22 protein-coding genes and 2 tRNA genes are annotated in these 23506 nt (G+C 72.5%); 18 read left to right on the top strand and 6 right to left on the bottom strand.

The window, feature by feature from the left end; all coding sequences use genetic code 11:
* Positions 1–113: 113 nt before the first annotated feature.
* A complete protein-coding gene (locus AMK18_RS23390) occupies positions 114–527 on the bottom strand; it encodes an SsgA family sporulation/cell division regulator (protein ID WP_003959770.1) in 414 nt (137 codons plus the stop codon).
* 190 nt (positions 528–717) lie between these two features.
* On the opposite strand from AMK18_RS23390, the gene AMK18_RS23385 reads away from it, so the two are divergent.
* The gene (locus tag AMK18_RS23385; RefSeq protein ID WP_073864368.1) at positions 718–1209 is read left to right on the top strand and encodes a TIGR02611 family protein; all 492 of its coding nucleotides are present in this window, start codon (positions 718–720) and stop codon (positions 1207–1209) included.
* 66 nt (positions 1210–1275) lie between these two features.
* A tRNA-Val gene (locus AMK18_RS23380) sits at positions 1276–1347 on the top strand.
* Between the two features lie 62 nt (positions 1348–1409).
* Here the strand turns inward: AMK18_RS23380 and AMK18_RS23375 are convergent.
* The gene (locus tag AMK18_RS23375) at positions 1410–3881 is read right to left on the bottom strand and encodes an SCO7613 C-terminal domain-containing membrane protein (protein ID WP_241836630.1); all 2472 of its coding nucleotides are present in this window, start codon (positions 3879–3881) and stop codon (positions 1410–1412) included.
* 83 nt (positions 3882–3964) lie between these two features.
* On the opposite strand from AMK18_RS23375, the gene AMK18_RS23370 reads away from it, so the two are divergent.
* Entirely contained in the window at positions 3965–4411 is a 447-nt protein-coding gene (locus AMK18_RS23370; RefSeq protein WP_073864365.1) for an SRPBCC family protein, read from the top strand.
* Positions 4412–4450: 39 nt separating this feature from the next.
* Positions 4451–4522 (top strand) — tRNA-Val (locus AMK18_RS23365).
* A 68-nt stretch (positions 4523–4590) separates the two neighbouring features.
* Here the strand turns inward: AMK18_RS23365 and AMK18_RS23360 are convergent.
* Entirely contained in the window at positions 4591–5316 is a 726-nt protein-coding gene (locus AMK18_RS23360) for a 3'-5' exonuclease (RefSeq protein WP_018103858.1), read from the bottom strand.
* Positions 5317–5505: 189 nt separating this feature from the next.
* Between AMK18_RS23360 and AMK18_RS23355 the strand changes: the two genes are divergently transcribed.
* From AMK18_RS23355 to thrS, 3 genes are all read left to right on the top strand, one after another.
* Positions 5506–6072 carry a DUF4365 domain-containing protein gene (locus AMK18_RS23355; protein ID WP_073864363.1) on the top strand — a complete coding sequence of 189 codons (567 nt, stop codon included), beginning with the start codon at positions 5506–5508 and terminating at the stop codon, positions 6070–6072.
* A complete protein-coding gene (locus tag AMK18_RS23350) occupies positions 6072–7259 on the top strand; it encodes a hypothetical protein (protein WP_073864361.1) in 1188 nt (395 codons plus the stop codon). Before AMK18_RS23355 ends, AMK18_RS23350 begins: the two co-directional genes overlap by 1 nt.
* A 252-nt stretch (positions 7260–7511) precedes the next feature.
* Positions 7512–9488: a threonine--tRNA ligase gene (gene thrS / locus AMK18_RS23345; protein ID WP_073864359.1), complete on the top strand. Its 1977-nt coding sequence runs from the start codon at positions 7512–7514 to the stop codon at positions 9486–9488.
* Between the two features lie 30 nt (positions 9489–9518).
* On the opposite strand, the gene AMK18_RS23340 is transcribed toward thrS, so the two are convergent.
* Positions 9519–10202, bottom strand: a complete 684-nt coding sequence (locus tag AMK18_RS23340; RefSeq protein WP_073864358.1) for a potassium channel family protein — start codon at positions 10200–10202, stop codon at positions 9519–9521.
* Between the two features lie 66 nt (positions 10203–10268).
* Here AMK18_RS23340 and AMK18_RS23335 point away from each other — a divergent pair, with 66 nt between their 5' ends.
* Positions 10269–10829 (top strand): HIT family protein, encoded by a 561-nt coding sequence (locus AMK18_RS23335; protein WP_073864357.1) that lies wholly within the window; start codon positions 10269–10271, stop codon positions 10827–10829.
* A gap of 68 nt (positions 10830–10897) precedes the next feature.
* Here AMK18_RS23335 and AMK18_RS23330 read toward each other — a convergent pair whose 3' ends face one another.
* Positions 10898–12568, bottom strand: coding sequence for a hypothetical protein (locus AMK18_RS23330; protein WP_018103864.1), 1671 nt, complete (start codon positions 12566–12568; stop codon positions 10898–10900).
* Between the two features lie 154 nt (positions 12569–12722).
* Positions 12723–14933, bottom strand: a complete 2211-nt coding sequence (locus tag AMK18_RS23325) for an elongation factor G-like protein EF-G2 (protein ID WP_073864555.1) — start codon at positions 14931–14933, stop codon at positions 12723–12725.
* A 225-nt stretch (positions 14934–15158) separates the two neighbouring features.
* Here AMK18_RS23325 and pgsA point away from each other — a divergent pair, with 225 nt between their 5' ends.
* From pgsA to ruvB, 10 genes are all read left to right on the top strand, one after another.
* On the top strand, positions 15159–15809 hold the full coding sequence (gene pgsA / locus AMK18_RS23320; RefSeq protein WP_018103866.1) for a phosphatidylinositol phosphate synthase: 651 nt from the start codon (positions 15159–15161) through the stop codon (positions 15807–15809).
* On the top strand, positions 15806–16753 hold the full coding sequence (locus AMK18_RS23315; RefSeq protein ID WP_073864355.1) for a phosphatidylinositol mannoside acyltransferase: 948 nt from the start codon (positions 15806–15808) through the stop codon (positions 16751–16753). Before pgsA ends, AMK18_RS23315 begins: the two co-directional genes overlap by 4 nt.
* Positions 16750–17910 (top strand): glycosyltransferase family 4 protein, encoded by a 1161-nt coding sequence (locus tag AMK18_RS23310; protein ID WP_018103868.1) that lies wholly within the window; start codon positions 16750–16752, stop codon positions 17908–17910. The genes AMK18_RS23315 and AMK18_RS23310 overlap by 4 nt, the downstream gene beginning before the upstream one ends.
* A gap of 37 nt (positions 17911–17947) precedes the next feature.
* The gene (locus AMK18_RS23305) at positions 17948–18496 is read left to right on the top strand and encodes a membrane protein (protein WP_018103869.1); all 549 of its coding nucleotides are present in this window, start codon (positions 17948–17950) and stop codon (positions 18494–18496) included.
* Positions 18497–18646: 150 nt separating this feature from the next.
* The gene (gene pdxS / locus AMK18_RS23300; RefSeq protein ID WP_018103870.1) at positions 18647–19567 is read left to right on the top strand and encodes a pyridoxal 5'-phosphate synthase lyase subunit PdxS; all 921 of its coding nucleotides are present in this window, start codon (positions 18647–18649) and stop codon (positions 19565–19567) included.
* 6 nt (positions 19568–19573) lie between these two features.
* Positions 19574–20167 (top strand): pyridoxal 5'-phosphate synthase glutaminase subunit PdxT, encoded by a 594-nt coding sequence (pdxT, locus tag AMK18_RS23295; protein WP_018103871.1) that lies wholly within the window; start codon positions 19574–19576, stop codon positions 20165–20167.
* Positions 20168–20228: 61 nt separating this feature from the next.
* Positions 20229–20981 carry a YebC/PmpR family DNA-binding transcriptional regulator gene (locus AMK18_RS23290; RefSeq protein ID WP_026171624.1) on the top strand — a complete coding sequence of 251 codons (753 nt, stop codon included), beginning with the start codon at positions 20229–20231 and terminating at the stop codon, positions 20979–20981.
* Between the two features lie 130 nt (positions 20982–21111).
* Positions 21112–21681 (top strand): crossover junction endodeoxyribonuclease RuvC, encoded by a 570-nt coding sequence (ruvC, locus tag AMK18_RS23285; RefSeq protein WP_018103873.1) that lies wholly within the window; start codon positions 21112–21114, stop codon positions 21679–21681.
* Positions 21678–22304: a Holliday junction branch migration protein RuvA gene (gene ruvA / locus AMK18_RS23280; RefSeq protein ID WP_018103874.1), complete on the top strand. Its 627-nt coding sequence runs from the start codon at positions 21678–21680 to the stop codon at positions 22302–22304. The genes ruvC and ruvA overlap by 4 nt, the downstream gene beginning before the upstream one ends.
* Positions 22305–22381: 77 nt before the next feature.
* Positions 22382–23455 (top strand): Holliday junction branch migration DNA helicase RuvB, encoded by a 1074-nt coding sequence (gene ruvB / locus AMK18_RS23275; protein ID WP_073864353.1) that lies wholly within the window; start codon positions 22382–22384, stop codon positions 23453–23455.
* Positions 23456–23506: the final 51 nt, after the last annotated feature.

The following is a 23506-nucleotide window of genomic DNA, read 5'->3' as shown; positions in this document are numbered from 1 at the left end:
CCGGTCACCGCGGTGGATCCGCGGTCACCGGCGCCGGTATCAGCCGTATGAGGCTTGTCCGCGCGACGCCGTCTCCCCGAGTCGGACGGCGTCGTGCAGCTCTCGGGCCTGGCTCAGCTCTCGGCCAGGATGTGTGAGAGCTCCGTATCGAGGTCGAAGTGACGGTGTTCGGTGCCCGGTGGAACCGCGGCGTCGGTCCGCTTCAGGAACGACTCCAGGGCCCGTGCCGGGGCCTCGAGCAGTGCTTCGCCCTCTGGGGAGCTCAGCGCGATGCAGACGACGCCCTGGCCGTGACTACGGGATGGCCAGACACGTACGTCTCCGGTGCCGGTGGGCCGGTGCAGCCCCTCGGCAAGGAGGTCGCGGGCGAAAACCCACTCGACCGTCTCCTCCGCTCCGGTGTGGAAGGTGGCGTGCACGGCATACGGATCGGCCGTGTCATACCGCAGGCCCGCGGGTACAGGCAGTGAGGACTCGCTCGACACAACGAGGCGCAGGTGCAGCTCGCAGCTGACCGTGGTGTTCATAAGCGCCAGGGCCTTTCGCTCAGTGTGCGCTCGGGGATTCGCACGTCGGCGAAATCGACATGCCACCTACGGTGGCGTTGTAAACCCCTCTGACCGTTTTGAGATGCTTCGGGTAGCTCGTACAGCGGTGTGTAACTTTGCGTCATGCGGCCATTCAAGTGAACGGGAGCCGGTCCGGTAGGTTGGATCCATGAATGCGGAGAGTGACGAGCGGGACGGTGCCGCCGCGGCGAAGACACCGGCTCCCGCCGCGGGGGAAGCGCCCCGCGACGCGACGGGGGACGTCATACCGGGAGTGACCAAGGAGGACCCGTCGCTCGGCTCCAGAGCGCCGGGCTTCATCAAGGCGTCCCGGGCCCTGCACATCAGCTGGCAGGTCGGCGTCTTCGTCGTCGGCCTCGCCGTCGTCGTGGCCGGCATCATCATGCTGCCGCTGCCGGGCCCCGGCTGGCTGGTGATCTTCGGTGGAATGGCGATCTGGGCGACCGAGTTCGTCTGGGCCCAGCTGGTGCTGCGCTGGACCCGGCGCAAGGTCACCGAGGCCGCCCAGCGGGCGCTCGACCCCAAGGTCCGGCGGCGCAACATCATCCTCACGGTGATCGGACTCGTGATCATCGCGGTGCTCGTCGGGATCTACGTGTGGAAGTTCGGGATAGTCATGCCCTGGAAGATCCACGAGTGACCCCCGGGCGGTCCCGGGGATGGTCGGGGGACGCCGCTGACATGGGGTAATGTTTGCGGTGCGCCCGGGCGATTAGCTCAGTGGGAGAGCGCTTCGTTCACACCGAAGAGGTCACTGGTTCGAACCCAGTATCGCCCACCCCGGACCGACGGCCCGGAAGCTCCAAGAGCTTCCGGGCCGTCGGCGTTCCCGCCCTCACCTCACCGCATCCGCCCCAGCGCCTCCTTCAGCCGCCGGGCGTCCCGCAGCCGCTTCTCGTACGTCGCACCCACCACCAGCAGCAGCACCCCGGCCAGCGCCGGCGCCACCCACCGCGGCAGCGCCCCCGCCACCTGCACCACGTACGGCGCCAGCTCGTGCAGCGCGTCCAGCGCCAGCACCGCGCCGCCCAACACCAGCAGCGCCTGGAGCCGCAGCCGTGCCCCCGCCAGCGTGATCCCCAGGGCCGCCACCCCCAGCAGCAGCGGACGCGTCCAGTGCGGGTCCGTCCAGGCGGCGCCCAGCGACGGCACCAGCGTCACCGCGAGCCCCGCCCCGTACGCCGCCCACGACGAGGCCGACGGATCGCGGCGACGGCGCAGCACCCCGACCACCAGCGCCGGAACGGTGACCGGCAGGGTGTACGCCTCCGGGGCCGACACCCCCGACACCGCGAGCCGCACCCACGCCGCCAGCACGAACAGCCCCGTCGCCAGGTACCCCGCGAGCGGCCGCCGCTCCGGGCGCAGCGCCGTCCCCGCCGCGAGCACCCCGCACAGCGCCAGCACCAGCGCCAGGAACCGCGCGTCGTCCACCGCCATGGCGACCGCCACCACACCCGCCGCCGCACCGGTCACCTCGACCGGCACCGCCACCGGGTGACCCTTCAGCCGCGCCCCCACCAGCACCGTCGCCGTCGGCACCGCCAGCAGGGGCACCGCCGCCTCGTACACCGCGAGGCCCAGCGAGGACCCCAGCGCGGCCACCGGCACCACGGCGCACGCCACCGCCGCACAGGCCGCCGCCGACACCGCCGGCGGCGAGACGCCCTCCTGCCGGTCCAGGGCCACCGCCAGCGCCACGAACACCACCACCAGCAGACCGAACGCCGTGTACGTGGCCGCCTCCGTCGCCAGCGCCAGCAGACCCGCGCCCACCGCACCGGCCACCCCGACCGCACCGGCCGTCACCGCCACGGCCCGCGCCCCGGCCCGCAGCCCGGCCACCGCCAGGCCGAACGCCGCCACGGCCAGGACCAGCTGCCCCGCCTGGGCCGCCGCGAAGGACAGGTCCAGCGCGGCCGGCAGCACCATCAGCCCCGCCCAGCCCAGCGCCACCCCGGCCGCCCCCGCCGCACCCCGCCACGCGGGCCCGGGCACGAGCACCGGCCCGGCCCACCGGAGCAGACCGTCCCACCGGCGGAACGCGGCGCCCAGCGCAACGGCCACCAGCAGCAGCACCACCGGCGCGGACGCCATCGCGTCCCACGGCAGGTCCGTCGCACCCACCGCGCCCCGCGCCCCGCCGCGCGGCGCACCGGACCACACCGCGCCCAGCCGCGTCACCGGGCCCGCCGCGACCACCGTCACCGGCACCAGCGACACCAGCACCGCGCCGGCCGCCACGACCGCCGACGCCCACGCGAGCCCCCGCGCCGCCGCGACGCCCAGCGGAGCGCGTACGGAGAACAGCACCGCCCCGGCGCACAGCAGGTACGCCAGGACCCGCCAGCCGTCCGGCACCCCGGCCGCCGGCACCCCGCCCACGGCTGCCACGGCCCCGAGACCGGCCACCACGCCGCCGGCCGTCGCGAACGGCACCGGAGCCCGGCGCGCCCCCGCCAGGGCGAGCGCCGCACCGGCCAGCAGCAGCGCCCCCGGCGCCACCGCACCGGCGGGCCCGGCCGCCGTCAGCGACTCCACGAGCGCCACCAGCAACCCCGCCCCGCCCGTCGCGCACAGGGCGACGCACGCCACCACGCGTACCGACGCCCGTCCGACGGTCAGCGCCACCACGCCGTCCAGCGCGGCCGTCACCAGCAGCGCCCCCGAGAACCACAGCGGCCCGCCGTCCGCCGCCCACACCCACAGCACCAGCGGCAGCTGCGCCGAGACGACCGCCAGCGGCAGCGGCAGCCGCAGCTTGCCCAGGAGCAGCCCGTAGGTCGTCCACAGCAGCGCGAGCACCGCCGCCGCCGTCCCCGTGTACGCCGCGCCGCCCGCGTCCGGCAGCGCCACCGCGTACACCGCGTACGCGTCGAGCACCATCAGCACCGACGCCACCGCCACCAGCGCCTCCGCCGTCGCGGCCAGACCCCGGCGCAGCAGCGTCGCCGGAGCGGCCAGCGCCCCGGCCGTCACCGCGGTCAGCACCGCGCTGCGCCCGCCGATGCCCAGGTCGCCCCAGCTGACCAGGGTGAACGCGAGGGCGGCGACCGCGAGGAGCAGCCCGCCGAGGATCAGCAGCACGTTCTGCACACTGCGCTTCGAGGCCGGACGCGCCGGGCCGAACCCGCCGGGGCCCCAGGGCGTGACAGAGGCCTGGGGCGGCCCCCAGGGGGCGGGGCCGGTGGCTTCCAGTGCCCGCAGCAGCCAGGTGCGGCGGGTCAGCAGCTGGGCCCGGCGGGCGTCCAGCCGGGCCAGTTCACGATCGAGGAGCGCCAATTCCTCGGCGGGCGGCGGCACATGTTCCATGAACGCGAGTGTGCTGCGCGCCACGCGACCGAACATGCGTCCAGGTACTCAGATGCCCGTCTGAGTACGCGCATCCTGGGGTCATGAACTGGAACCACTACCGATTCGTCACCGTATGGGAGTTCCGGGCGCCGCCCGAGGCCGTGTACGCCGCGCTCGAACGCGTCCAGGACTATCCGCGGTGGTGGCCGCAGGTCCGCGAGGTCACCCGGTCCGGCAGCGAGTCCGGCACCACCCGGATCCGTTCCCTCCTCCCGTACGACCTCGTCACGACCGTGCGTGAACGGCGCCACGACCCGGCGCACGGCGTCCTCGAAGCCGCGCTCGGCGGCGATCTCGACGGCTGGGTCCGCTGGACGGTCGCACCGCACGGCTCCGGCACCCGGGCCGTCTACGAGCAGGAGGTCGAGGTGCGCCGGAGGCTGCTGCGGGTCCTCGCGGTGCCCTGCCGGCCGGTGTTCCGCGCCAACCACGCCCTGATGATGCGGGCCGGGCGGCGCGGACTCGCGGCCCGGCTGGAAGCGGTTTGAACCACGGCCGTCCGGCCCTGTATGGTTCAACCCGTTCCCGGGCGATTAGCTCAGTGGGAGAGCGCTTCGTTCACACCGAAGAGGTCACTGGTTCGAACCCAGTATCGCCCACCCCGGAGAAGCCGGTCCGTCAGCACCACCGACGGACCGGCTTTCGCATGTCCGGCCACTCCTTCGCCTCACGCGGCCGTGCGCAGCTCCGGGCGCAGCGGCCAGGCCGGGTCCACCGTCTCCGGCGTCCCGCTCCGCGCGAACCACGCCTGGAGCCCCCGCGCCTGAGCGGCGTGCCAGACCGCTTGGAGCGTGTGCAACTCCGCCGGGGTCAGCCGTTCGAGCCGGGCCGAGAAGCGGCGCCCCACCGCCCGGACCAGCTCCAGCGAGGCGGCCGCGTCAGCCGCCGCGTCGTGCGCCCCGTCCAGCAGCACGCCGTACAGCTCGCAGAGATCCGTCAGCGTGCGACGGCCCTTGCGGTAGCGGTCCAGGTGCTTGTCCAGCACCCGGGGGTCCAGCACGCACAGCGGCGACCGCTCCAGGTACGCGCCCAGCGACGACGCCCGGTGCCGCTTCAACTCCCGGTCCAGCAGCGTCAGATCGAACGGCGCGTTCATCACGACGAGCGGCCGCCCCGCCGCGCACTGCTCGGCCAGCGCCCGTGCCATCTCCTCGATCGCGGGCGCCGGCCAGCGGCCGTTGCGCTGGAGGTGGTCGTCGGTCAGCCCGTGGATCTCCGTCGCACCCGGAGGGACCGGCACCCCCGGATTCACCAGCCAGCGGGTGACGCGCACCGGCCCGTCCGACCGGTCCTGGATCACCAGGGCGGCCGAGACGATCCGGTCCTCCTCGACGTCCACACCCGTCGTCTCCGTGTCGAAAGCGGCCAGCGGCCCTTCGTACCAATGAGTCATCCCCGAACTCCTCGCGCACGCACGGCAGATGGCGGGATTCCTCTGCCCGGTTCGGTGATACCCGCGCCCTTTGCCTGATACGCCGTTTGCGCACGGTCCCGTGCGGTGACAACACAAGTACCGGCAGCGGAAGTTGACCGCCCGGTACACCTCATCCCCATTGGTACGGCCCGGAAGGCTTACGGAGCCATGGCGCTCGCGCAGCCCGAACCGAGCGGGCTGCTGCCCCAGCGGACCGCACCGCTGCGCGGCGGACTCGCCACCACCGCCTGCATGGAGACCCTCCAGGTGGGCTACCTCCACGCCGTCGCCGCGGCGGCGGGCTGCTCGCTGTCGCAGCCCTTCCCCGACAACGGCATCGACTGGCACGTCAGCCACGGTTCCCCCGGTCACCTCGTGGACGACGAGGTGACCATCAAGGTCCAGCTGAAGTGCACCTACCAGATACCGGCCCGGCCGCCCGGCCCGACCTTCGCCTTCACGCTGGACAACGCCCACCTGGTGAAGCTCGCCCGGACGCCCGTGTCCGTGCACAAGATCCTGGTCGTGATGCTCGTGCCGCGCAGCCAGGACGACTGGCTGCGGGCCGGCCCGGACAGCCTCGACCTGCGGCACTGCTGCTATTGGACCAATCTGGCCGGACACCCCGTGACCGGCCGCCACCGGACCACCGTGCGGCTCATGACCTCGCGCGTCTTCGACGACCGGGCGCTCTGCGAGATCATGAACCGCGTCGGGGCGGGAGGGAGACCCTGATGCACGAGTCCGTACGCGTCCACGGCGAGGCCGTGCCGGATGCCTGGGGCCTGCCCGACCCGGCCCGCGTCGACCCCGCCGATCTCGGCGCCCTGCTCGCCCGGCACGGCTGGCAGCGTCGCGGCACCGACGGAGGCCCCTACAGCCGCTGGACCCCGCCCGGCGGCACCACCAGCCTCCTCGTGCCCCGCACCAGGACCTTCCCCGACAGCGAGGACCTGCTCGCCGAGGCCCTGACCGCGCTGGCCCGCAGCGCCGCCCCCTCCGCCCGGGAGATCCTGGTCGCCCTCGCCGTCCCCAGCGACGAGATCCGCTGGCACCGCGAGGTCCCCGAACCCGCCGCCGGTGCCGTCGACTGGCTCGGCGCGGAGCAGCTGCACGGAGCCGCCCGCCAGATCCTGCTGGCCGGAGCCCTCGCCCTCCGGGGCCCGGCCGGCTACCACGGCGCCCGCCGCCGCAGCCGCGCCCTGGCCGCCCTCGGCCCCGTGCTCACCGGCCCCGGACCCGGCGGCCGCTCCCTCACCGCGTTCGTCCCGGTCGACCCGGGCCGCCCCGTCGCCGTCCGGCTCCATCACGCCCTGCACGCCACCCGAGAGGCGGTGGACTACCAACGGGCCACCGGTGGCATGGAAGCCTTCGACAACGCCGTCGCGGCGGGCGTCAGCCGGGAGCTCACCGAGGCGGTCGTCGCCCTCGTCCGGGGCTCGGAGGGCGCCGCCATCGCGCTGGACTGGGCGCCCGCCGCCGGAACCCCCGCCGGCTGCCCCGCCCGCCCCGAACCCGTTGAGTTCTCCCCGGGCGACCTGCCCGCCCTGCGCCGGGCCGGGGCGCGCTACCTCCGCGACGAGCCAGCCGTCGCCGTACGGATCACCGGGGCCGTCGTCCGGCTGCGGCGGTCCGGGCCGCGCGGGGCCGGGACCGTACGGCTGCGGGTGCTGGCCGGGGCCGAGGTGCCGCACGTCCGGATCGAGCTGGACGAGGAGGCGTACCGGATCGCGGGCCAGGCCCATCTGGTCGGGCTGCCGGTCCGGGTGGAGGGGCGGCTGGAGAGCCGGGGCGGCTTCCGGCGGCTGACCGGGGCCTCGCAGGTCGTCCCCGTACAGGTGGACGACGAGGAACGGGACCGGCTCATGAAGTCGCTCCAGGAGAACGTGGACTTCTTCGAGGAGGCGTGCACGGGGGAGTAGGGCCTTCCCTTTGGGTCAGGCCGGATCAGGGAGCGGGCTCTGGTGCCGTGCATCGCAAGGCGGAGGATTGAGGCAACGCGGAGCGTTGGTGATTGACGACAACGCCGCGAGGTGCGGTGCCAGAGCCTGCGAGCCCGGCATGACCCAAAGGGAAGGCCCCAGGGCCTTTCGCAATGGGGGCCCTCGGCTCGGTACGATTCCTTCTGCACGCGCCAGAGGAGTGCGGTGCGCCCCCTGAGTCAGGAGAGACCGGTGTCAGACGTCCGTGTGACCATCCAACGCGATTCCGAGCGGGAAGAGCGCGTGGTGACGACGGGCACTACGGCTGCCGAGCTCTTCCCCGGTGAGCGCACCATCGTCGCCGCCCGCGTCGGCGGCGAGCTGAAGGACCTCGCGTACGAGCTCAAGGACGGCGAGACCGTCGAGCCCGTCGAGATCTCCTCCGAGGACGGCCTCAACATCCTGCGCCACTCCACCGCGCACGTCATGGCGCAGGCCGTGCAGGAGCTGCACCCCGAGGCCAAGCTCGGCATCGGCCCGCCGGTCAAGGACGGCTTCTACTACGACTTCGACGTCGAGAAGCCGTTCACGCCCGAGGACCTCAAGGCCATCGAGAAGAAGATGCAGGAGATCCAGAAGCGGGGCCAGAAGTTCTCCCGCCGGGTCGTGACGGACGAGGCCGCCCGCGAGGAGCTGGCCGACGAGCCGTACAAGCTGGAGCTCATCGGCATCAAGGGCTCCGCCTCCTCGGACGACGGCGCGGACGTCGAGGTGGGCGGCGGCGAGCTGACCATCTACGACAACCTCGACCCGAAGACCGGCGACCTGTGCTGGAAGGACCTCTGCCGGGGCCCGCACCTGCCGACGACCCGGTTCATCCCGGCCTTCAAGCTGATGCGGAACGCCGCCGCGTACTGGCGGGGCAGCGAGAAGAACCCGATGCTCCAGCGCATCTACGGCACCGCCTGGCCCACCAAGGACGAGCTGAAGGCGCACCTGGAGTTCCTGGAGGAGGCCGCCAAGCGCGACCACCGCAAGCTCGGCAACGAGCTGGACCTCTTCTCCTTCCCCGACGAGATCGGCCCCGGCCTCGCCGTCTTCCACCCCAAGGGCGGCGTCATCCGCCGGGCCATGGAGGACTACTCGCGCCGCCGGCACGAGGAGGAGGGCTACGAGTTCGTCTACTCGCCGCACGCCACCAAGGGCAAGCTCTTCGAGAAGTCCGGCCACCTGGACTGGTACGCCGACGGCATGTACCCGCCCATGCAGCTGGACGACGGGGTGGACTACTACCTCAAGCCCATGAACTGCCCGATGCACAACCTGATCTTCGACGCGCGCGGCCGTTCGTACCGTGAACTGCCCCTGCGTCTCTTCGAGTTCGGCACGGTGTACCGGTACGAGAAGTCGGGCGTCGTGCACGGCCTGACCCGCTCGCGCGGCTTCACGCAGGATGACGCGCACATCTACTGCACCCGTGAGCAGATGGCCGAGGAACTGGACCGGACGCTCACCTTCGTCCTGAACCTGCTCCGCGACTACGGGCTCACCGACTTCTACCTGGAGCTGTCCACCAAGGACCCGGAGAAGTTCGTCGGGTCGGACGATGCCTGGGAAGAGGCCACCGAGACCCTGCGCCAGGTCGCCGAGAAGCAGGGCCTGCCCCTGGTCCCGGACCCGGGCGGGGCCGCGTTCTACGGCCCGAAGATCTCGGTGCAGTGCAAGGACGCCATCGGCCGGACCTGGCAGATGTCGACCATTCAGCTCGACTTCAACCTGCCGGAGCGGTTCGACCTGGAGTACACCGGTCCGGACGGCTCCAAGCAGCGCCCGGTCATGATCCACCGCGCCCTGTTCGGCTCCATCGAGCGCTTCTTCGCGGTGCTGCTCGAGCACTACGCGGGTGCGTTCCCGGTGTGGCTGGCCCCGGTCCAGGCGGTCGGCATCCCGATCGGCGACACGCACATCCCGTACCTCCAGGAGTTCGCGGCCAAGGCCCGCAAGCAGGGGCTCCGGGTGGACGTGGACGCCTCCTCGGACCGCATGCAGAAGAAGATCAGGAACCAGCAGAAGAACAAGGTTCCGTTCATGATCATCGCGGGTGATGAGGACATGGCCAACGGTGCCGTCTCCTTCCGCTACCGCGACGGTTCGCAGGAGAACGGGATCCCGGTGGACGAGGCCATCGCCAAGATCGCCAAGGCCGTCGAGGACCGCGTCCAGGTCTGATCCGAGCCGTTCCAGGAGCCCCCGGCCGAGCTACCCGCTCGCCGGGGGCTCCTTCTCGTCCTCCCTGCGGAACACCTGGATCAGCCACGACGAGAACGAGCCCGTCACCGCCCCCAGCAGCCCCAGGCCGCACGCCATCAGGCCCGCCGCGATGATCCGGCCGCCCGCCGTCACCGGCACGACGTCCCCGTAACCCACCGTCGTCAGCGTCTCGCACGCCCACCAGACCGCGTCCCCGAACGTGCGGATCGAGGTGCCGGGGGCGTCGTGCTCCCAGTGGTACACGCTGAGGGCCGCCGAGAAGCCCAGCAGGACGGCGGTCATTCCGGCGTACGAGATCACCCGCGCGTACAGGCCGAGGCGCGGGCGGTCCTGCTTCTCCTGGACCGCCGTGTAGACCTGCACCATGCGCAGCGGGCGCAGCAGCGGGAGGACCAGGACCAGGGTGTCGAGCCAGTGGACGCGGATGAAGCGGAGGCCCGGGCCGAGGCCGCTGAGCCGCACGCGTACCGCGTAGTCGAGGACGAAGAGCAGCCAGGTCGCGCCGACGAGGGCGAGGGAGAGGTCGTGCCAGGGCTGGGCGTCGTGCGGGGCGAGGACGCGGAACGCGTAGCCGGCGAGGAAGACCAGGGCTGCGGCGAGGAGCGGGACCTCGGTGCGCTGCTCCCAGCGGGTGAGGGCGGGAGGGGGCGGGGCCGGAGTGCGCGCGCTCATCGGCCCAGCATCGCGGTGCCTGTACGGGATCGGCCCCGGCGACACGCTCCGCACAGGTGAAGCAATATGCTGGCCGGCATGACGACTGAGCCGGAGCAGCAGATCGGAGTGGGGACGCCCGACGCGTTCCAGCGCCTGTGGACGCCCCACCGGATGGCGTACATCCAGGGCGAGAACAAGCCGACCGGCCCGGAGGCGGGGGACGGCTGTCCGTTCTGCGGGATTCCGGAGAAGTCGGACGAGGACGGGCTCGTCGTCGCGCGCGGTGCGAAGGTGTACGCCGTGCTGAATCTGTACCCGTACAACGGGGGCCACCTGATGGTGGTGCCGTACCGGCACGTCGCGGACTACACGGAGCTGGACGGTCCGGAGACGGCGGAGCTGGCCGATTTCACGAAGCGGGCGATGCGCGCGCTGCGGGCGGCCTCGGGTGCGCACGGGTTCAACATCGGGATGAACCAGGGTGCGGTGGCGGGGGCGGGCATTGCCGCGCATCTGCATCAGCACCTGGTGCCCCGGTGGGGTGGGGACGCGAACTTCATGCCGGTGGTGGGGCACACCCGGGTGCTGCCGCAGCTGCTGGCGGACACGCGGAAGATGCTGGCGGACGCCTGGCCGGTCGACTGATTCGCTCGCTCGACGCGTGGGGCGTCCCGGAGGTTCTCTCCGGGGCGCCCCTTTCGCGTACCCGGGGGTCACGCGTCGTAGAGGTCGGCCTTGCCGGGGCTGGGCTGCTGGACGAGGCCGCTGAGGACCGACGAGCGGCTGTTGAAGCGCTCGGTGTCCACGCCGTGCTCCTCCAGGACCTTGATGGCGGCGTTGTGCACGACGCGCAGGACGGGGGTGGCGGCGCGCATGGCGTCGTCGGCCATGAAGCGGTGGCGCCAGGGCTTCTCGGCCCAGGCGTGGCGGAGGCCGAAGGGCTCGGGCAGGGCGATCTTGCCGCCGAGGTAGTCGAGGAGCGGCGGATACCAGGTGAAGGGGGCGCGCAGGGCGAGTCGGGTGACCTCGTGGGCGTCGACGAGGGCGAGGGTGATGTCGCGGGTCTCCCAGAACCGGACGGTCTTGTTGACGGTGCGGGTCTTCGCGGCGGGCTTGGAGGTGAAGAGGGAGTGGACGGGGCCGAGGGCGTGTCCGGTGACCTCGATGCGCAGGGTCTCGTAGAGGACGGTGACGGTGATCATCATGGTGATGACGAGCTGGCCGTCCCAGAGGGTGAACTGCACGCCGAGGTAGTGGCGGTTGCCGCCGCCGAACTGCTGGTGGTTGCAGATCCGCTGTATCTCGTGGGGCTTGATCTGGTAGGTGGCGACGTCCTCGCCCTGGGGGCGGGTGACGGCGTCGGCGTTCTCCCCGATGGGGGTGACGATCCAGTGGTTGACGGAGGGGGTGGGGAATCCGCCGGTGTTCAGCGGGCCGCGTTCCAGCAGTTTGAGCTGGTCGTGGATGACGCGGACGACGTCCCAGCTGCGGAACTGGTGGATCTCCTTGCCGGGCTCCTTGGGGACGAGGTCCTCGGCGAGCTGCCAGCTGCCCCAGCGGGTGCCCATGCCGAGGATGCCCTTGGGGCCGGCGTAGAAGACGGAGTTGGACTGCTGTTCGGCGGAGAGCTTCTCCAGGCCCTGGCGCAGGGCCTCGCGGGCTGTCTCGCTGGGGTTCTTCGGGACGGACTCGGGGATCTTGGCGGTGACGCCGCCGCCGGAGAGCAGGCCCTCCCAGCGGGCGCGCATGTCCCGGGCGGAGCTTTCGGCGATCCGTTTGGCGATGTACCAGCCGATGACGGGGGCGACGAGCATGGCGCGGAGGTAGAGGGCGAGGAGTCCGGTCAGGGGCAGCCGGATCATCAGCACGACGACGCCGATGCCGACGAGGGGCAGCAGGCTGTTTCCGAGGGTGGTGAGGAGCCTGTCCTTGGTCTTGGCGAAGCCGTCGCGGAGCCGGAAGACGATGACCCACAGCAGCATGCCCGGCAGGAAGAGGAAGCCGAACAGCACGGTGACGGCGGTGAGCCGGGTGTCGCGCTGCTTGCGGAGGCTGTTGGCGGAGAGGCAGTGTTCGACCACGGTCTGCGGGTCGGTGCCGAAGGACTGGATGAGGTCCTTGCGGGCGCCGCCGAGCATGCGCTCCTGCACGGCGCGGGCGAACGCCTCGCCGAGGTTGGGCTTGAAGTAGTCGGACTTGAGGAAGCCGGAACGGCCCGCCTTCACCTCGGACTTGTGCCACTCGCTGTTGGCTTTGAGGATCTCCTCCACCGGGCTGTCGCGGTACGCGGCGGAGGCGAGGGCGTTGGTCGCCACCGCCGCGCCTGCCGACCCCTGGAGCGGAATCTGCGCTCCGGGTGAGAAATCGAATCCGTTGCTGGCCACTGTCGCCCCCACTCGCCACCGAGGAACCGCTCCTGCGGCTGTTTCCCAACTGCCGTGCCCGGCACACTTTCTGAGCTGGGGTCTCAGCGTATCGTCCGGATACGTCCGCCGTCCGGCCCTGTGGACAACGTGCGGGGGAGTGGCCCGTTCCGCGTCACCCCTGGGGGGCGTGGACGCGGTCGGCGAGCTGTGGGGGCATGGGTTCGTGGCGGGCGTACGTGCGGTCGAAGCGGCCGGTGCCGTGGGTGAGGGCGCGCAGGTCCACCGCGTACCGGCCGATTTCCAGTTCGGGGACGTCGGCGCGGACGAGGGTGCGTCCGGAGGCGGACTGCTCGGTGCCGGTGACCCGGCCCCGGCGGCCCGAGAGGTCGCTCATGACCGGGCCCACGTAGTCGTCGGGCACCAGGACGCTGACCTCGGCGACGGGTTCCAGGAACCGGACGTGCGCCTCGGCGGCGGCCTCGCGCAGGGCCAGGGCGCCGGCGGTCTGGAAGGCGGCGTCCGACGAGTCCACGGAGTGGGCCTTGCCGTCGCGAAGGACGACCCGGATGTCGACCAGGGGGTGTCCCGCGGCGACGCCCCGGGCGGCCTGGGCGCGGACGCCCTTCTCGACGGAGGCGATGAACGGGCGGGGTACGGAGCCGCCGACGACCCGGTCCACGAATTCGACGCCGGAGCCGGCGGGCAGGGGTTCGACGTCGATCTCGCAGACCGCGTACTGGCCGTGGCCCCCGGACTGCTTGACGTGGCGGCCGCGTCCGGTGGCCGGTCCGGCGAAGGTCTCGCGGAGGGCGACGCGGTGCGGGACGGTGTCGACCTGGACGCCGTAGTGGTCGCGGAGCCGGTCCAGGGCGACGTCCAGGTGGGCCTCGCCCAGGCACCACAGGACGAGCTGTCCGGTGTCCGGGTTCTGTTCGAGGCGCATGGCCGGGTCCTCGGCGACGAGGCGGGCCAGGCTGTGCGAGAGCTTGTCCTCGTCGGCCTTGCTGTGGGCCTGGACGGCGAGCGGGAGCAGGGGGTCGGGGGTGGTCCAGGGTGCGAGGAGGAGGGGGTGGCCGGTGCCGGAGAGGGTGTCGCCGGTTTCGGCGGTCTCCAGTCGGGCGACGCAAGCCAGATCGCCGGCGACGCACGCGTCGAGGGGCCGCTGCTGCTTCCCGAAGGGTGAGGTGAGGGCGCCGACGCGGGTGCGCGCCTCGTGGCTGGGCCGGTCCTCGTGTGCGGGGGAGTCGAGGCCGTGGCCGTGGACGTGCACGGTGTCGTCGGGGCGCAGGGTGCCGTTGAAGACGCGGACGAGGGAGAGCCGGCCGACGTAGGGGTCGGAGGACGTCTTGACGACCTCGGCGACCAGGGGGCCCTCGGGGTCGCCGTCGAGGGCGGGGAGCGGGGCGCCGTCCGGGGTGGTGACGGCGGGCAGCGGGTGTTCGAGGGGGGTCGGGAAGCCGCCGGTGATCAGGTCGAGGAGTTCGACGGTGCCGATGCCCTGGCGGGCGCCCTCGGCGGCGGGGGCGGCGGCGAGGACGGGGTGGAAGGAGCCGCGGGCCACGGCGCGTTCGAGGTCGGTGATCAGGGTGCCGGTGTCGATGGTCTCGCCGCCGAGGTAGCGGTCCATCAGAGTCTCGTCCTCGCTCTCCGCGATGATGCCCTCGATGAGGCGGGCGCGCGCCTCGGCCAGGGGCGCCCGCTCGTCGTCGGACGGGGGGTGTTCGGCGCGCTCGCCGCCGGAGTAGTCGAAGACGCGCTCGGTGAGCAGGCCGGTGAGGCCGGTGAGCGGGGCGTGCCCGTCGGCGGCCTCGGGGCCGAGCACGGGCAGGTAGAGGGGGAGTACGGCGTCGGGGTCGTCGCCGCCGAAGAGCTCCCCGCAGATCCGGGTCATCGCGTCGAACGGGGTGCGGGCGGTGTCGAGGTGGGTGACCACGAGGGCGCGGGGCATGGCGACGGCGGCGCACTCCTCCCACAGCGCCCGGGTGGTCGCGGCGACGGCCTCGGGTTCCTGGGCGGCCGAGACGACGAAGAGGGCCGCGTCCGCCGCGCGCAGCCCGGCCCTGACCTCACCGACGAAGTCGGCGTACCCGGGGGTGTCCAGCAGGTTGATCCGGTGCCCGTCCCAGTCCACGGGGACCAGGGAGAGCTGGACCGACCGGTTCTGGCGGTGCTCGATCTCCGCGTGGTCGGAGACGGTCGTGCCGTCCTCGACCCGGCCCGCCCGGCCGAGGGCGCCCGCGGTCTGCGCGAGCGCCTCGACCAGCGTGGTCTTGCCGGAGCCGCTGTGGCCGACCAGTGCCACGTTGCGCAGGGCGCGGGGGTGGTGGCCGGCCGCCGGTGTCCCTCCGGCGGCTCCGGTGCGTGCGTGTGCCTTGTCGCCCATGATCATGCCTCCCGTCGGTGGCGCACGGGCACGCGCTCAGGGCCGACGCGGCGGCAGCGGCGACGCCCGCGGTATTCCGAGCTTGGCACTGCCTCGGCACCGCGTCCATAGCTCACGCCCGCACCGGCACGGGGTGCCCGGACGGTGGACGCCGCAGAGCGTGACTACGATGGGTCAGCCGGTGGCCGACGGGGTCGCCAGGCCCAGCTACCCCTCGGGAAGGCCATGCTGAACAAGTACGCGCGTGCCTTTTTCACGCGTGTCCTCACGCCGTTCGCCGCACTGCTCCTCCGTCTCGGTGTGAGCCCGGACGCGGTCACCCTGATCGGTACGGCCGGGGTGATGGCCGGTGCGCTGGTCTTCTTCCCGATGGGGGAGTTCTTCTGGGGCACGATCGTCATCACGATCTTCGTGTTCTCGGACCTCGTCGACGGGAACATGGCGCGCCAGGCGGGCATCTCCAGCCGGTGGGGCGCGTTCCTGGACTCCACGCTCGACCGGGTCGCCGACGGTGCGATCTTCGGCGGCTTCGCCCTCTGGTACGCGGGCAGCGGCGACGACAACGTCCTGTGCGCGGTGGCGATCTTCTGCCTGGCGAGCGGCCAGGTCGTCTCGTACACGAAGGCGCGCGGTGAGGCGATCGGGCTGCCGGTGGCGGTCAACGGGCTCGTGGAGCGTGCCGAGCGCCTGGTGATCTCGCTGGTGGCGGCCGGTTTCGCGGGTCTGCACAAGTTCGGGGTGCCGGGCATCCAGGTGCTGCTGCCGATCGCGCTGTGGATTGTCGCCGTCGGCAGCCTCGTGACGCTGGTCCAGCGGGTCGTCACCGTGCGCCGCGAGTCCGCCGAGGCGGACGCGGCGGACGCGGCCGGGCAGTGAGCGTGGCCGGCGCCGACGCGCGGCCCGGCGCGAAGGAGCGGCTGAGCGACGCGCTGTACGGGCTGGGCTGGGCGGCGGTCAAGACGCTGCCCGAACCGGCCGCCCGGGCCCTCTTCCGTACCCTCGCCGACCAGGTGTGGAAGCGCCGCGGCAAGAGCGTGCTCCGCCTGGAGGCCAACCTCAAGCGGGTCGTGCCGGACGCCGACCCGGCGAGGCTCGCCGCCCTGTCGCGGGCCGGCATGCGTTCGTACATGCGCTACTGGATGGAGTCGTTCCGGCTGCCCACCTGGAGCCCGGAGCGGATCAAGGCGTCGATCGACGTCACGGACGCGCACCGGCTGACGGACGGGCTCGACTCGGGGCGCGGGGTGATCCTCGCCCTGCCGCACCTGGGGAACTGGGACCTGGCCGGGGCGTGGGTGACGACGGACCTGAAGGTGCCGTTCACGACGGTCGCCGAGCGGCTGAAGCCGGAATCGCTGTACGACCGGTTCGTCGCCTACCGCGAGGGCCTGGGCATGGAGGTGCTGCCGCACACCGGCGGTGCCGCGTTCGGGACGCTGGCCCGGCGGCTGCGGTCGGGCGGTCTGGTCTGCCTGGTCGCCGACCGCGATCTGTCCTCGTCGGGCATCGAGGTGTCGTTCTTCGGCGATACGGCCCGGATGCCGGCCGGGCCCGCGCTGCTCGCCCAGCAGACCGGCGCGCTGCTGCTGCCGGTGACGCTCTCGTACGACGACACGCCGGTGATGAAGGCGCGCATCCATCCGCCGGTCGAGGTGCCGGAGTCAGGTGACCGGGCCGGGAGGACGTCTGTGATGACGCAGGCCCTGGCCGACGCGTTCGCCGTGGGCATCGCCGAGCACCCGGAGGACTGGCACATGCTGCAACGGCTCTGGATCGCCGACCTCGAACCCCGTGCGGACCGGAGCGGAGACCCGACGTGAAGATCGGCATCGTCTGCCCGTACTCCTGGGACGTTCCCGGCGGAGTGCAGTTCCACATCCGCGACCTCGCCGAGCACCTGATCCGGCTCGGCCACGAGGTGTCCGTGCTGGCCCCGGCCGACGACGAGACGCCGCTGCCGCCGTACGTGGTCTCCGCGGGCCGGGCCGTGCCGGTCCCGTACAACGGCTCGGTGGCCCGGCTGAACTTCGGGTTCCTGTCGGCGGCGCGGGTGCGGCGCTGGCTGCACGAGGGCACGTTCGACGTCATCCACATCCACGAGCCGACCTCGCCGTCGCTGGGGCTGCTGACCTGCTGGGCGGCGCAGGGGCCGATCGTCGCCACGTTCCACACGTCCAACCCGCGCTCCCGGGCGATGATCGCCGCGTACGCGATCCTGCAGGCGGCGCTGGAGAAGATCAGCGCGCGGATCGCGGTCAGCGAGTACGCCCGCCGGACCCTGGTCGAGCACCTGGGCGGGGACGCCGTGGTCATCCCGAACGGGGTGGACGTCGACTTCTTCGCGCGGGCCGAGCCCCGGCCCGAGTGGCAGGGCGGCACGATCGGCTTCATCGGCCGCATCGACGAACCCCGCAAGGGCCTGCCCGTCCTGATGCGCGCGCTGCCCGCGATCCTGGCCGCCCGGCCGGACACCAGGCTGCTGGTGGCGGGCCGGGGCGACGAGGAGGAGGCCGTCGCCTCGCTGCCGAAGGAGATGCGCTCGCGCGTGGAGTTCCTGGGCATGGTGAGCGACGAGGACAAGGCGCGGCTGCTGCGCAGCGTCGACCTGTACGTGGCGCCCAACACCGGGGGCGAGAGCTTCGGGATCATCCTGGTCGAGGCCATGTCGGCGGGCGCGCCGGTCCTCGCCAGCGATCTGGACGCCTTCGCGCAGGTCCTGGACCAGGGCGCGGCGGGCGAGCTGTTCGCCAACGAGAACGCGGACGCGCTGGCCGAGGCGGCGATCCGGCTGCTGGGCGACCCGGAGCGGCGCGCCGGGCTGCGCGAGCGGGGGAGCGCCCATGTCCGGCGCTTCGACTGGTCGACGGTCGGGGCGGACATCCTCGCGGTGTACGAGACGGTGACGGACGGCGCCGCCTCGGTGGCGGCCGACGAACGCACCGGGCTGCGCGCCCGGTTCGGGCTGGCCCGGGAGTAGCCGGGGCGGGGCCCGTTCCCCGGTAGCCTTGCCGCCCGTGACCGTAACCCTCATCATCTGGGCCGTCGTGGTGCTCGTCGCGATCGGCCTGTACCTCAGCTGGACCGCCGGCCGCCTCGACCGGCTGCACACCCGCATCGACGCGGCCCGGGCCGCCCTCGACGCGCAACTCCTGCGCCGGGCCTCGGTCACCCAGGAGCTCGCCACCTCCGGCGTCCTCGACCCGGCCGCGTCGATCGTGCTGTACGAGGCCGCGCACGCCGCGCGGCAGTCGCCCGAGGACCACCGCGAGGTCGCCGAGAGCGAGCTGAGCACCGCTCTGCGCGCGGTGTTCGGCGAGAGCGCGCAGGTGGAGGCGGTACGGGAGATCCCCGGGGGCCAGGAGGCGGCGTCCGAGCTGGCGGCGGCGGTGCGGCGGGTGCCGATGGCGCGCCGCTTCCACAACGACGCGGTCCGGGCGGCGCGGGCGCTGCGCCGCCATCGCACGGTGCGGTGGTTCCGGCTGGCCGGGCACGCGCCGTTCCCGCTGGCCTTCGAGATGGACGACGAGCCGCCGGTGGCCCTCGCGGACCGGCCGGGCAGCTGACGGACAGTGCCCCGCCCCCGTACGCGGGGACGCAGGCGAAAACGATCCACCGGCCTCCTATTGGCCCTTGCTGTGGACTGGTGCGGGGGAGTTTGCTCGGGAGTGCGTCATTCGGCGCGTCCGCATCCGCTCCCCCCAGTGAGGTCATCCGTGTCCACGCTTCCCAGCACCCCGCAGTCCGCCGACGCCCCGGCCACCGGCACCGCCCGCGTCAAGCGCGGCATGGCCGAGCAGCTCAAGGGCGGCGTGATCATGGACGTCGTCAACGCCGAGCAGGCGAAGATCGCCGAGGACGCGGGCGCGGTGGCCGTCATGGCGCTGGAGCGGGTGCCGGCGGACATCCGCAAGGACGGCGGCGTGGCCCGGATGTCGGACCCGAACATGATCGAGGAGATCATCGAGTCGGTGTCCATCCCGGTGATGGCCAAGTCTCGCATCGGCCACTTCGTGGAGGCGCAGGTCCTGCAGTCCCTCGGCGTCGACTACATCGACGAGTCCGAGGTCCTGACCCCGGCCGACGAGGTCAACCACAGCGACAAGTTCGCCTTCACCACCCCCTTCGTCTGCGGCGCCACCAACCTGGGCGAGGCGCTGCGCCGTATCGCCGAGGGCGCGGCCATGATCCGCTCGAAGGGCGAGGCGGGCACCGGCAACGTCGTCGAGGCCGTTCGCCACCTGCGCCAGATCAAGAACGAGATCGCCCGGCTGCGCGGCTACGACAACAACGAGCTGTACGCGGCCGCCAAGGACCTGCGCGCCCCCTACGAGCTGGTCAAGGAGGTCGCGGAGCTGGGCAAGCTGCCCGTCGTGCTGTTCTCCGCGGGCGGCGTCGCCACCCCGGCCGACGCGGCGCTGATGCGCCAGCTCGGCGCCGAGGGCGTCTTTGTCGGCTCCGGGATCTTCAAGTCCGGCGACCCGGCCAAGCGCGCCGCCGCCATCGTGAAGGCCACCACCTTCTACGACGACCCGAAGATCATCGCGGACGCCTCCCGGAACCTGGGCGAGGCCATGGTCGGCATCAACTGCGACACGCTGCCCGAGGCCGAGCGCTACGCCAACCGCGGCTGGTAGTCACCGATGAACGACACCCCTGTGATCGGTGTCCTGGCCCTCCAGGGCGACGTACGGGAACACCTGATCGCCCTGGCCTCGGCGGACGCCCTGGCCAGGCCGGTCCGGCGTCCCGAGGAGCTGGCCGAGGTGGACGGCCTGGTCCTGCCCGGCGGCGAGTCCACCACCATGTCCAAGCTGGCCGCCCTCTTCGGCATGCTGGACCCCCTGCGCGAGCGCATCGCGGCCGGGATGCCGGTCTACGGCACCTGCGCCGGGATGATCCTGCTCGCCGACAAGATCCTCGATCCCCGGTCCGGCCAGGAGACGCTGGGCGGCATCGACATGATCGTGCGCCGTAACGCTTTCGGGCGGCAGAACGAGTCCTTCGAGGCGGCCGTCGAGGTCGCCGGGATCGACGGCGGGCCGGTCGAGGGCGTCTTCATCCGGGCCCCCTGGGTCGAGTCGGTGGGCGCCGGGGCGAAGGTGATCGCGGAGCACGGCGGGCACATCGTGGCCGTACGCCAGAACAACGCCCTCGCCACCTCGTTCCACCCGGAACTGACCGGGGATCACCGGCTCCACGCGTACTTCACCGAGATGGTGCGCGCGGCCGGGTGACTCGATCCCGGTAGGATCTCTCGGGTTCGTACGGAATTTGGTGACGCGAAGGAGAAGGCAGATGTCCGGCCACTCTAAATGGGCTACGACGAAGCACAAGAAGGCCGTGATTGACGCCAAGCGCGGCAAGCTCTTCGCGAAGCTGATCAAGAACATCGAGGTCGCGGCCCGCACCGGCGGTGTGGACCCCGAGGGCAACCCGACCCTCGTGGACGCGATCCAGAAGGCGAAGAAGAGTTCGGTCCCGAACAAGAACATCGACTCCGCGGTCAAGCGCGGTGGCGGTCTCGAAGCGGGCGGCGTCGACTACCAGACGATCATGTACGAGGGTTACGGCCCCAACGGTGTCGCGGTGCTCATCGAGTGCCTCACCGACAACCGCAACCGTGCCGCGTCCGACGTACGGGTCGCCATGACCCGCAACGGCGGTTCGATGGCCGACCCGGGTTCCGTCTCGTACCTCTTCAACCGCAAGGGCGTCGTCATCGTCCCCAAGGGCGAGCTGACCGAGGACGACGTGCTCGGTGCCGTTCTCGAGGCGGGCGCCGAGGAGGTCAACGACCTCGGCGACTCCTTCGAGGTCGTCAGCGAGGCCACCGACATGGTCGCGGTCCGCACCGCGCTCCAGGAGGCGGGCATCGACTACGACTCGGCCGAGGCCAACTTCCTGCCCACCATGCAGGTCGACCTGGACGAAGAGGGCGCGCGCAAGATCTTCAAGCTGATCGACGCGCTGGAGGACAGCGACGACGTGCAGAACGTCTTCGCCAACTTCGACGTGAGCGACGAGGTCATGGCGAAGGTCGACGCCTGAGCCGCGTCCGACACAGCTGTTGCGGCGGGCCGGCGGGGACACACCCCCGCCGGCCCGCCGCATTGTCGGTGCCGACCGATAGCCTGCTGAAACACTGGAACAGTTGACCGATCGGCAGGGAGGGGCGACCGTGCGCGTGCTCGGCGTGGACCCGGGACTGACCCGGTGCGGGGTCGGCGTGGTCGAGGGCGTCGCGGGCCGCCCGCTCACCATGCTCGGCGTGGGCGTCGTGCGCACCCCCGCCGACGCGGAACTCGGCCACCGCCTGGTCGCCGTCGAGCGCGGCATCGAGGAATGGCTCGACGAGCACCGCCCCGACTGCGTCGCCGTGGAGCGGGTCTTCGCCCAGCACAACGTGCGTACGGTGATGGGCACCGCCCAGGCCAGTGCCGTCGCCATGCTCTGCGCGGCCCGGCGCGGCCTCCCCGTCGCCCTGCACACGCCCAGCGAGGTCAAGGCCGCCGTCTCCGGCAGCGGGCGCGCCGACAAGGCGCAGGTGGGAGCCATGGTGACCCGGCTCCTGCGGCTGGACGCCCCGCCCAAGCCGGCCGACGCCGCGGACGCCCTGGCGCTCGCCATCTGCCACATCTGGCGCGCCCCCGCCCTCAACCGCCTCCAGCAGGCGCACGCGGCGGCCGCCGCCCGCACCCCGCGCGTCCCGCGCACCGCAGCCGTACCCGTCCGGAAGGTCCCCCGATGATCGCCTTCGTCACCGGCCCCGTCGCCGCGCTCGCCCCGACCACGGCCGTCATCGAGGTCGGCGGCATCGGCATGGCCGTCCAGTGCGCCCCGAACACCCTGGCCGCCCTGCGCATCGGCCAGGAGGCGAGGCTCGCCACCTCGCTCGTCGTCCGCGAGGACTCGCTGACCCTCTACGGCTTCGCCGACGACGACGAGCGGCAGGTCTTCGAGCTCCTCCAGACCGCCAGCGGCGTCGGCCCCCGGCTGGCCCAGGCCATGCTGGCCACGCACACCCCGGACGCCCTGCGGCTCGCCGTGGCCACCGGCGACGAGAAGGCGCTCACCGCCGTCTCCGGCATCGGCAAGAAGGGCGCCCAGAAGCTCCTGCTGGAACTGAAGGACCGGCTCGGCGAGCCGATCGGCTCCCACGCCCCCGGCCAGGGCATCGGCACCGCCGTCTCCGCCTCCTGGCGCGACCAGCTCCAGGCCGCCCTGATCGGCCTCGGCTACGCCACCCGCGAGGCCGACGAGGCGGTCGCCGCCGTCGCGCCCCAGGCCGAGGAAGCCCTCGCCGCCGGAGGCCAGGCACCCGTGCCACAGCTGCTGCGCGCCGCCCTGCAGACCCTCAACCGGGCGCGCTGAGCGGCACGGGCCCCCCTTCTCCGCCCGGCCGGCCACCCCCGGCCCGGGCACCGATACATCCGAGGCGGACAGACGAGATGAACTGGGACGACACCGGAGCCGGCATGGACGACCGGCTCGACGAGCGGCTGGTCGACGCCGGCGCGGACGGCGACGACACCGCGGTCGAGGCCGCGCTGCGCCCCAAGGACCTGGACGAGTTCGTCGGCCAGGAAAAGGTCCGCGAACAGCTCGACCTCGTCCTCAAGGCCGCCCGCGCCCGCGGCGCCACCGCCGACCACGTCCTGCTCTCCGGCGCGCCCGGCCTCGGCAAGACGACGCTCTCCATGATCATCGCGGCGGAGATGAACGCCCCGATCCGCATCACCTCCGGCCCCGCCATCCAGCACGCCGGCGACCTCGCGGCGATCCTCTCCTCGCTCCAGGAGGGCGAGGTGCTGTTCCTGGACGAGATCCACCGCATGTCCCGGCCCGCCGAGGAGATGCTGTACATGGCCATGGAGGACTTCCGGGTCGACGTCATCGTCGGCAAGGGCCCCGGCGCCACCGCGATCCCGCTGGAGCTGCCCCCCTTCACGCTGGTCGGCGCCACCACCCGGGCCGGGCTGCTGCCGCCCCCGCTGCGCGACCGCTTCGGCTTCACCGGGCACATGGAGTTCTACGCCCCCGCCGAGCTGGAACGGGTGATCCACCGCTCCGCCCGCCTGCTCGACGTCGAGCTGGACGCCGAGGGCGCCGCCGAGATCGCCGGGCGCTCCCGGGGCACGCCCCGTATCGCGAACCGGCTGCTGCGCCGCGTGCGGGACTACGCCCAGGTCAAGGCCGACGGCCGGATCGACCGGGAGATCGCGTCGGCGGCCCTCGGGGTGTACGAGGTCGATGCCCGGGGTCTGGACCGGCTGGACCGGGCGGTGCTCGGGGCGCTGCTCAAGCTGTTCGGCGGGGGTCCGGTGGGCCTGTCCACGCTCGCGGTCGCCGTGGGGGAGGAGCGCGAGACCGTCGAGGAGGTCGCCGAGCCCTTCCTCGTACGGGAAGGGCTGCTGGCCAGGACGCCGCGCGGACGGGTCGCCACCCCGGCCGCCTGGGCCCACCTGGGAATGGTCCCGCCGCAGCACGGCGTAACGGGACAACAGGGCCTGTTCGGGGCGTGATGCGTCACAGGTTGACCGGAAGCGGAACCACGGTGCCATGCTGGGCGTTGT

Origin of the sequence: Streptomyces sp. CB01249, assembly GCF_001905735.1 — a bacterium.
Lineage (GTDB): Bacteria > Actinomycetota > Actinomycetes > Streptomycetales > Streptomycetaceae > Streptomyces.
Note: the sequence above shows the minus strand (reverse complement) of the source record. Positions and strands in the feature narration are given on the sequence as shown.

Bases quoted from the DNA above. Each gene is read 5' to 3' on its own strand.
- AMK18_RS23390 (WP_003959770.1), bottom strand. From the start codon at position 527: ATGAACACCACGGTCAGCTGCGAGCTGCACCTGCGCCTCGTTGTGTCG.
- AMK18_RS23385 (WP_073864368.1), top strand. From the start codon at position 718: ATGAATGCGGAGAGTGACGAGCGGGACGGTGCCGCCGCGGCGAAGACA.
- AMK18_RS23375 (WP_241836630.1), bottom strand. From the start codon at position 3,881: ATGGAACATGTGCCGCCGCCCGCCGAGGAATTGGCGCTCCTCGATCGT.
- AMK18_RS23370 (WP_073864365.1), top strand. From the start codon at position 3,965: ATGAACTGGAACCACTACCGATTCGTCACCGTATGGGAGTTCCGGGCG.
- AMK18_RS23360 (WP_018103858.1), bottom strand. From the start codon at position 5,316: ATGACTCATTGGTACGAAGGGCCGCTGGCCGCTTTCGACACGGAGACG.
- AMK18_RS23355 (WP_073864363.1), top strand. From the start codon at position 5,506: ATGGCGCTCGCGCAGCCCGAACCGAGCGGGCTGCTGCCCCAGCGGACC.
- AMK18_RS23350 (WP_073864361.1), top strand. From the start codon at position 6,072: ATGCACGAGTCCGTACGCGTCCACGGCGAGGCCGTGCCGGATGCCTGG.
- AMK18_RS23340 (WP_073864358.1), bottom strand. From the start codon at position 10,202: ATGAGCGCGCGCACTCCGGCCCCGCCCCCTCCCGCCCTCACCCGCTGG.
- AMK18_RS23335 (WP_073864357.1), top strand. From the start codon at position 10,269: ATGCTGGCCGGCATGACGACTGAGCCGGAGCAGCAGATCGGAGTGGGG.
- AMK18_RS23325 (WP_073864555.1), bottom strand. From the start codon at position 14,933: ATGGGCGACAAGGCACACGCACGCACCGGAGCCGCCGGAGGGACACCG.
- pgsA (WP_018103866.1), top strand. From the start codon at position 15,159: ATGCTGAACAAGTACGCGCGTGCCTTTTTCACGCGTGTCCTCACGCCG.
- pdxT (WP_018103871.1), top strand. From the start codon at position 19,574: ATGAACGACACCCCTGTGATCGGTGTCCTGGCCCTCCAGGGCGACGTA.
- AMK18_RS23290 (WP_026171624.1), top strand. From the start codon at position 20,229: ATGTCCGGCCACTCTAAATGGGCTACGACGAAGCACAAGAAGGCCGTG.
- ruvA (WP_018103874.1), top strand. From the start codon at position 21,678: ATGATCGCCTTCGTCACCGGCCCCGTCGCCGCGCTCGCCCCGACCACG.
- ruvB (WP_073864353.1), top strand. From the start codon at position 22,382: ATGAACTGGGACGACACCGGAGCCGGCATGGACGACCGGCTCGACGAG.